This is a genomic window from Streptomyces sp. NPDC048352 (assembly GCF_040651895.1).
Lineage (GTDB): Bacteria > Actinomycetota > Actinomycetes > Streptomycetales > Streptomycetaceae > Streptomyces.
In genome coordinates, this window is record NZ_JBEZKZ010000022.1 from 84,973 (window position 1) to 93,044 (window position 8,072).

At 73.8% G+C, this 8,072-nt stretch carries 6 protein-coding genes; 3 read left to right on the plus strand and 3 right to left on the minus strand.

The annotated features are described in order from the left end of the window. Positions 1-97: 97 nt before the first annotated feature. Both AB0D45_RS14655 and AB0D45_RS14660 read right to left on the minus strand, forming a co-directional pair. Entirely contained in the window at positions 98-553 is a 456-nt protein-coding gene (locus AB0D45_RS14655) for a (2Fe-2S)-binding protein (protein ID WP_361609317.1), read from the minus strand. 18 nt (positions 554-571) lie between these two features. Next, positions 572-2,803 carry a molybdopterin cofactor-binding domain-containing protein gene (locus AB0D45_RS14660; protein ID WP_362458530.1) on the minus strand — a complete coding sequence of 744 codons (2,232 nt, stop codon included), beginning with the start codon at positions 2,801-2,803 and terminating at the stop codon, positions 572-574. Positions 2,804-3,097: 294 nt separating this feature from the next. Between AB0D45_RS14660 and AB0D45_RS14665 the strand changes: the two genes are divergently transcribed. Then, the gene (locus AB0D45_RS14665) at positions 3,098-3,346 is read left to right on the plus strand and encodes an SCO4226 family nickel-binding protein (RefSeq protein WP_361609323.1); all 249 of its coding nucleotides are present in this window, start codon (positions 3,098-3,100) and stop codon (positions 3,344-3,346) included. A 261-nt stretch (positions 3,347-3,607) separates the two neighbouring features. After that, the gene (locus AB0D45_RS14670; RefSeq protein ID WP_362458533.1) at positions 3,608-5,032 is read left to right on the plus strand and encodes a SpoIIE family protein phosphatase; all 1,425 of its coding nucleotides are present in this window, start codon (positions 3,608-3,610) and stop codon (positions 5,030-5,032) included. Positions 5,033-5,165: 133 nt separating this feature from the next. Here AB0D45_RS14670 and AB0D45_RS14675 read toward each other — a convergent pair whose 3' ends face one another. After that, positions 5,166-6,662 (minus strand): hypothetical protein, encoded by a 1,497-nt coding sequence (locus AB0D45_RS14675; protein ID WP_362458536.1) that lies wholly within the window; start codon positions 6,660-6,662, stop codon positions 5,166-5,168. 231 nt (positions 6,663-6,893) lie between these two features. On the opposite strand from AB0D45_RS14675, the gene AB0D45_RS14680 reads away from it, so the two are divergent. Then, on the plus strand, positions 6,894-8,018 hold the full coding sequence (locus tag AB0D45_RS14680) for an aminoglycoside phosphotransferase family protein (protein ID WP_362458539.1): 1,125 nt from the start codon (positions 6,894-6,896) through the stop codon (positions 8,016-8,018). Positions 8,019-8,072: the final 54 nt, after the last annotated feature.

Genomic DNA, 8,072 nt, shown 5'->3' on the forward strand with positions numbered 1-8,072 from the left:
TGCCATTCCAGCCGGATATCAGGCGCATGAGCGCTGTGTCCCGTGCGGGAGGCGGTACGCCGTCCGGCCGCCGCCGCGCCGGCGCGGCGGGCGGTCCTCACATCCGGGCGGCCGCGCTGCGGATGGCCTCGCGGATGCGGAAGTAGGTGCCGCAGCGGCAGATGTTGGCGATGGCGTCGATGTCCTCGTCGGTGGGCTCGGCGGTGCGCCGGAGCAGCGCCACGGCGGCCATGATCTGGCCGGGCTGGCAGTAGCCGCACTGGGCGACGTCCTGCTCCAGCCAGGCCTCCTGGACGGGGTGCAGCCGGTCCCCGTCGGCCAGCCCTTCGATGGTGGTGACCCGCTTGCCCGCACAGGCGGACACCGGCACCACGCACGGGCGGACGTCGACGCCGTCGAGGTGGCTGGTGCAGGCCTTGCAGACGTCCACCCCGCAGCCGTACTTGGGGCCGGTGACGCCCAGCATGTCGCGGAGCACCCACAGCAGGGGCAGGTCGTCGGGGGCGTCGACGGTGACGCTGCGGCCGTTGACGGTGAAGGTGTGCAGAGGCACGGCGGCGTACTCCAGCGGTCAGCGCGGGTAGGGGGTGAAGTCGACGTCGAAGTCGAGGGGGAAGCTGCGGGGCTTGGAACCGGTGGCGCGGGCCCAGGCGTTGGCGATGGCGCCGACGGCGGCCGGCACGCCGAGCTCGCCCGCGCCGCCCGGCTCGCCGCCGGTCGCCGGGAGCACGAAGACCCGTACGTCACGCGGGGTGTCGCGCTGCTGCGCCCAGTGGAACTGGCTGTAACTGCCCTCCAGCGGCAGCCCGTTGTCCAGGTGGAGTCCGGCCCGCAGGGTGGTGGAGATCGCGTCGGTGAGGCCGCCGATCATCTGGGCCTCCAGCCCGCGCGGGTTGACGGGCAGGCCCACGTCGACGGCGATGACCGCCTTGGTGACGCGGACGTGGCCGGGGTCTCGGGTGTCGATCTCCACGAGGCAGGCGGTGCGCGACTTGTACTCCTCGTGGAAGGCGATGCCCTGCGCGCAGCCGGCCGGCAGGGCGCGGCCCCACTGTCCTTCGGCCGCCGCCTTGTCGAGCACGGCGCGCTGCGCGTCGGTCTTGAGGAAGGTCCGCCGGAAGCGGTACGGGTCCTTGCCGGTGGCCGCGGCCAGTTCGTCCACCACGATCTCCTCGGCCCCCCGGGTGTTGGCCGAGTACACCGACCGCCAGGACCCGGTGGGGATGCCGGTCGGGACCTCGGTCAGGGCCTGGGTGGTCAGCCCGAAGTGGTACGGGGACTTGACGGTGGTCAGGAACAGGGTCTGGGCGAGGGTGGCGTTGCCGATGCCGGAGGGCAGGCTCGCGGCGGTGGCGGTGATGATCTCGCCGAGTCCGTGCCGGAAGTCGGTCTCGGCGGCGGCCACGCGGTGCTGGAAGCTGAGCACCTCGCCGAGCAGGTGGGTGGCCCGGATGCGGTGGTGGGTGGCGGGGCGCATCCGGCCGTGCCGGGTGTCGTCCACGCGCGTCCACATCAGCCGCACGGGGCGGCGGCAGGCCTTGGAGATCCGGGCGGCCTCCAGGGCGGCGTCGAAGAACAGCCGCCGGCCGAAGGAGCCGCCGGCCTGCACCACGTGGACCGTCACCCGGTCCAGCGGCAGCCCGAGCTCCGCGGCGATGGTCTCCCGCGCGACGATGGGGGACTTGAGCCCGGACCAGATCTCGGCGCGGTCGTCGCGTACGTCGGCGACGGCCGAGTTGGTCTCCATCGGGGCGTGGCTGACGAAGGCGAAGTCGAACTCGGCGTCCACGTACGGGGTGAGCAGCGGCGGCACCAGCGGCGGCGGGGTGGCGGCCCGCAGCTTCGTACGGATCTGCGCGTCCGAGAGCCGGTCGGCCGGGCCGGGGCCCCAGTCGACCCGGAGGGCGGCCTTGGCGTCCAGGGCCTGGCCGAACGTCTCGGCGACGACGGCGACCCCGGTCGCGACGGTCACCACGTCCAGGACGCCGGGCATGGCCCGCACGGCCGCCAGGTTGCCGACGGCGCGGACGGTGCCGCCGACGGAGGGCGGGCGGCGCACCACGCACGGCTTGGCACCGGGGACGTCGAGGTCGAGGGTGTACTTCTGGGCGCCGGTGACCATGGCGCGGGCGTCGATCCGCCGGGTCGGGGTGCCGACGAGGGCGTGCTCCGCCGCCGGCTTCGGGGAGGCGCCGAGGACGACGAGGCCGGGCGAGGCGGCCGCGGCGGAGAGGCTGCCGTAGCTCGCGGAGCGGCCGTCGGGGGCCCGTACGGAGCCGTTCGCGGTGGTCAGTGTCGCGGCGGACAGGCTCCAGCGGGCGGCGGCGGCCGCGACCAGCCGGGCCCGGGCGGTGGCGGCGCACTGGCGGACCGGCCCGTACAGCGAGCGGATCGAGTTGGAGGAGCCGGTGAGCTGGTTGAAGAGCAACTCGGGCCGGGCGTCGTCCAGTTCCACCCGGACCGCGTCCAGCGGCGCGTCCAGTTCCTCCGCGACCAGCATGGCCACGGCGGTGGTCAGGCCCTGGCCGACCTCCTCGCGCGGCAGCCGGAAGCGGATGGTGCCGTCCGCCTCCACGGCGAGCGCCAGCAGCGCCGAGGTGGGGGCGCCGGCCAGGATGAAGAGGTCCCCGAGGTCGACGAGGTCGGCGAGGGCCGGCAGGGTCGGGACCACGGCGTGGGCGGTCTGGGGGGCGAGCAGGTCGGCGCCGGTCCGGGTGACCAGGGCCAGGGTGGGCGCCGCGACCAGGTGGGTCAGGAAGGAGCGCCGGCTCCGCCCCGCCGGCGCGCTGCTCTGTTCGGTCATCCGGTCGTCGTCCCCCGCCCCGGGCCCGACGAACGGACCGCCCCCGGCTCATTACCGACACGTAGGGTAGCGATCACAGGGTGCCGTGGGAAGCGTGCCGCCGGAACGGGGTCCTTCGTTCGGGTGGTCCCCCTGACGGGGCGGTGACCGCCGGGCCGGGCGCGAGGAGTGGCGCGGGCGGCTCGTACACCTCGCCCGTACGATCGACCGCCGTCCGCCGGAGGGCCCTTTTCCGGCCGCGGGCGCACGATGGAAGCAGACCTGTACGTCGCAACACGTGAGGAGGTGTTCGCGGTGGCCAAGTTCATGGATGTCCACCACGGGATGAAGGGCATCACCGCGGACGAGCTGATGGCCGCCCACCGGGCGGACCTGGCCATCCAGGCGGACGAGAAGGTGCAGTTCGAGCGCGCCTGGGCCGACCCCGCCTCCGGCGAGGTGTACTGCCTGTCCGAGGCGCCCTCGGCCGACGCGATCCGCCGGATCCACGAACGCGCGGGACACCCCGCCGACGAGATCCACCCGGTGCCGCTCATGGTGTGACGGACAGCGCGGACACGGCGTGAGCGCAGCCGCCAACGGGCGGAACGGCATGCACGGCTGACCGGAAATGTTCGTACGGACCGGAGGTGACCGGGAGGCCTTCGGCATATGCCCGGAGCAAGGCCGTTACGGATGTTGCCAAACGCCTTACAGGCAGTCTCCGGCTGTGCCACAGTCGGAGTCGGTCCACAGCCGTCACCGGTCGCCCCCCGGGACCCGACCGAGCCGCGTCTGTATCGCCGCGCCTGTATCGGAGTCATCATGCCGTCCCACCTGTACGCGGACCGTCCCGCGCAGCCGCCCGAGCCGGGATCGGTGGACGCACTGATCTCGCAGACCCGCCGGCTGCGCGGCGAGGTGGACGCCGTACGCCGCGACACCGTCGTGGACGACGACGACGCGCACGGCCGCTGGCAGCGCGCTCTCTGCGACCTCGCGGTGCACCACCTCGACGACCTCGGCCAGCACCTCGGCCAGCTCAAGGAGGGCCTGCCGCCCGCTCCCGAGCCCGTCGAACTCCCCCCGGCCCCCCCGGAGGCCGCCCAGGAGGACCGCCAGACCCGCGTCGGCAGTGCCGAGTGGAACCTGCTGACGGACGAGGTGACCTGGTCCGAGGAGCTCTTCCAGATCTTCGGCCGTCCCCCCGAGGCGGGCGCGCTGCCCCTGGACGAGCTGGGCTCCACGCTGTTCTCCGAGGACCAGCCCCTGCTGACCGCGATGGTCACGGACTGCCTGGTCGACGGCAAGCCGATAGACGGCGAGTTCCGCATCGTCCGCGCCGACGGACGGGTCCGGACGCTCCACATGAGGGGCGAGCCGGTGCTCGACTCCGACGGCTGCACGGCCTCCATGTGGGCCGTGCTGCGCGACGTCAGCGAGCTGCGCCGGAGCCAGCGGGCGGTGCGCGAGTCACGGGACTCGCTCCAGCGCCAGCGGCAGATCGCGCAGACCGAGCACCGGCTGGCGGTCGAGCTGCAGGAAGCCGTGCTCCCCCCGTGGCGCGGCTCCCTGCGGTTCCCGCACGAGAACGCCGGCACGATGGACGTGGCGGCGCACTACCTCCCCTCAGCGACCAGCGCGCTGATCGGTGGCGACTGGTACGACGCGCTCGAACTGCCGGACGGGCGCTCCCTGCTGACGGTCGGTGACCTGACCGGCCACGGGGTGACCGCCACCTCCGGGATGGCGATGATGCTCGGCGCCCTGCGCGGGATGGCCATGGCCGGGATCGAGCCGGGCCCCCTGATGGGCTGGCTCAACCAGCTGCTGGAGACCTCCGTACAGCCCGCCCTCGGCTCGGCCGTCTGCTGCCGCTACGACCCCGCGCGCCGGGTGCTCTCCTGGGCCCAGGCCGGCCACCCCGCTCCCCTGCTCTTCCGCCGCGGCCAGGGCCGGGCCCTGCACTCCCCGGAGGGGGTGCTGCTGGGAGCCACCTCGGGGGCCGTGTACGGGCAGGCCGAGGAGCGGCTCGAACGGGGCGACGTGCTCGTCCTGCACACGGACGGGCTGACCCCGCGCAGCATCGAGTTCAGCCGGACGGACGGGACCGAGCGGCTGCTGGCGCTCGCGCCGCGGTTCTCGCAGGCCCGGTCGGCGCGGGACTGCGTACGGATGGTGGCGGAGGAGTTCGGCGAGAGCGAGCGCGAGGACGACGCCTGCGTGCTGGTGGCCCGGATCGGCGGCTGACGGCGGCGGGTCGGGCGACTGCTGGAGGAACGTCGGGGGCCGCGCCGGTGAGGCGCGGCCCTCTTCCGTGGCCGTCCGCCCGTCCTCTCCGCGTCCCGCCCGCCCTGCCCGTCTCCGCGGCCACACCTCCGCCTCAGACCTCCGCACCGCGGGCGACGCGGGGCGCGGGGCTGTCCGGGAGCGCCAGCTTGATCTCCTCGCGCAGGTCCTCGATGCGCCCGTACCCGGCGTACTGGCCGGTGAGCCGGTACATCTCGCGCAGCCGGTCCCAGGTGCGGTGCGAGGAGGTCTCGTTCATCGAGACCAAGGCGAGGCGGGCGTAGCGGTCCGCCTGTTCCGGGTCGTCCGCGATGAAGCAGGCGGAGGCCATGGAGATGTAGTCGAAGATCTGCGAGCGCTGGTAGCCGTCGCCGCGCAGCCGCAGCGCCTCCCGCGCGTGGCGTGCCGCGACGGGCGCCGCCGAGGCGTCGTGGTCGGCGAGCGTGCGGTACGCCAGGGCCTGCATCCCGTGCAGGTCGGCCTCGTCGAAGTGCTGCATCCACGAGGGCGGGGGTACGTCGCCCTTGTCGGAGACGAACAGCTCCTCGGCCTCGCCCAGGGTGCGGCGCATGGCCTGGCCCTTGCCCATGGCGGCCTGGGCCCACGCCTCGATGGTGTGCAGCATGGCGCGGGTGCGCGGCAGGGTCTGCTCCCCCGAGCCGGACTGCGCCAGCTTCATCAGGTCCAGGGCCTCGTTCGGCTTGCCGAGGTGGACCATCTGGCGGGCGGCGCGGGAGAGGGCCTCGCCGGCGCGCGGCCGGTCGCCTCCCTCCCGGGCCGCGTGCGCGGCGATGACGAAGTACTTCTGCGCGGTGGGTTCGAGGCCCACGTCGTGCGACATCCAGCCCGCCAGGACCGCCAGGTTGGCCGCCACCCCCCACAGCCTGCGCTGGAGGTGGTCGGGGTGGTGGTAGGCCAGCATTCCGCCCACCTCGTTCAGCTGGCCGACGACGGCCTTGCGCTGGAGCCCTCCGCCCCGGGAGGCGTCCCAGGCCCGGAAGACCTCGACGGAGCGCTCCAGGGCCTCGATCTCCTGGGAGCCGATCGGTGCGGCCTCGTAGCGGTCGTAGCCCGCTGGGTCGGCCTGGTGGGGGTCGGCGAAACCACGCGCGTTCTTGGCGCCGGCGGGCTCGGTGTGCAGCCAGTCGTACATGGCGTTGCTGAGGGCTGAGCCGGCGGTGAGCGCGGCTCCCGCGCCCATCAGGCCGCGACGGTTGAGCATGAGGTCCATTCCCGTGAATTCGGTGAGGACCGCGGCTGTGCGTTCGGGCGCCCATGGCACTCCGTCGGGGTTCTCCTGCACCCCGTCCGGCTGCCGTCTGGTGGTGCGCCGCTGCCGTACGAACCCGAGGTCCTCGATGGTCACGACACGACCGAGCCGCTCGGTGAACAGTGCTGCCAGTACCGTGGGCACCGGTTCGCGCGGGGTCTCCCCCATGTCGATCCAGCGCCGCACCCGCGAGGTGTCGGTGGCCAGCTGGTGGTGGCCCATCGCGGCCGCCTGCCGGTTGACCATCCTCGCGAGTTCGCCCTTCGACCAGCCGGCCAGGCCGAACAGGTCGTTCAGACGGGTGTTTGGACCCTTGCTCACGTCAAGCCCCCAGGTTCTCGGCTGAGTTGACAGTAACCCCCTGTCAGATCCCCGTGGACTATTCGCCAGGGTTCGCCAGGGCACGCCCCGTGGTTCGCCAGGGACCGCCGGGTGTCAGGTAGGAATGCGCCTCCCCGACCCGGTTCACCGGCGGAACTCCCCAGGGTGAAGTACGGGATCCGGCGGGGCGGCGTACGCACTCGTCGGCGCACGAAGGGAACCGTAAACGCCATGTACGCAGCAACGTCCTCCGTGTCCGCCCCGGTCCGCCAGCACCGCACCCTCCCGGCGGGGGGCGGCTCCTACCTCGAACCCGGCCGCCAGCCGGTACCGGCGCAGGGCGCCGTACGGGCGCGCCGGATGCCGGGGACCGGACCGCAGCCGCTCAGCGGAAGAATCGACCTGTCCGGACCGCAGGGGGCGCAGCTGCGCACCGCGCTCGCGTCGGTGCAGCGGATCTGTCCGGAGTTCGCGCCGGTGCAGGTGCTGCGGCGCAGCGGCCGGTCGGTGCTCCTGGTGGGGACGACGGGACGGATGACCGCGGTCGCGAAGGTTTTACTGGACCACTCGCCCGAGTGGCGCGAGCGGTACCGGCACGAAATAGCGGCGTACCGGACCTTCGTCCGGCACCGCCCGCCGGTCCGCGTGCCCCGGCTGATCGCCGCGGACCCGGAGAACTGCGTCCTGGTGGTGGAGCGGATGGCGGGCCGGGTCGCCGCGCTCCAGCGGCATCCGGTGGAGGCGCCGCCGCGGGCCGACGTACGGGCCGCGCTGGGTGCGGTGTGCCGGGTGAACCAGTGGCGGCCGCCGGCCGATCTGTTCGGCCACCCGGTGGACTACGCGCGGCGGATCTCCCGCGACCACGAGCTGGGCCTGCTGACGGACCGGGACTTCGGCGACCTGCAGAAGCTGCTGCGCGGGCTGCGGCCGGCGACGCTCCCCTGGCAGTTCAACCACGGTGACGCGCTGCTGTCGAACCTGCTGCTGTCCCCGGCCGGGCCGGTGCTCCTCGACTGGGAGCACGCCGGCTGGTACCTGCCCGGGTACGACCTGGCGACGCTGTGGACCGTGCTCGGCGACGCCCCGGCGGCGCGCAGCCAGATCAGCCGGCTGGCGCAGTCGGCCGGCCCGGCGGCGCGGGACGCCTTCCTGGTCAACCTGATGCTGGTACTGACCCGGGAGATCCGGATGTCCGAGACGGCGGTGCAGCGCTCCATGCTGGCGGCCGCACCGGCCCAGCCGCTGCCGGCGGGGGCCCTTTCCTCGGGCGAGGAGCAGCGCCTGCTGCTGCGCCGCCTGCACGACGACGCGGGAATGGCCCGCAGAGCGGTCCGGGCGGCGGTCGGCACCCGCTGACCGCCGGCCGTCCGGCCCCTTCCGAATCCCGTGCCCCGCACACCTCGTGTGCGG

Excerpts from the sequence above, each read along its gene's own strand:
- AB0D45_RS14680 (WP_362458539.1), top strand. The coding sequence starts at position 6,894 with ATGTACGCAGCAACGTCCTCCGTGTCCGCCCCGGTCCGCCAGCACCGC.
- AB0D45_RS14670 (WP_362458533.1), top strand. The coding sequence starts at position 3,608 with ATGCCGTCCCACCTGTACGCGGACCGTCCCGCGCAGCCGCCCGAGCCG.
- AB0D45_RS14660 (WP_362458530.1), bottom strand. The coding sequence starts at position 2,803 with ATGACCGAACAGAGCAGCGCGCCGGCGGGGCGGAGCCGGCGCTCCTTC.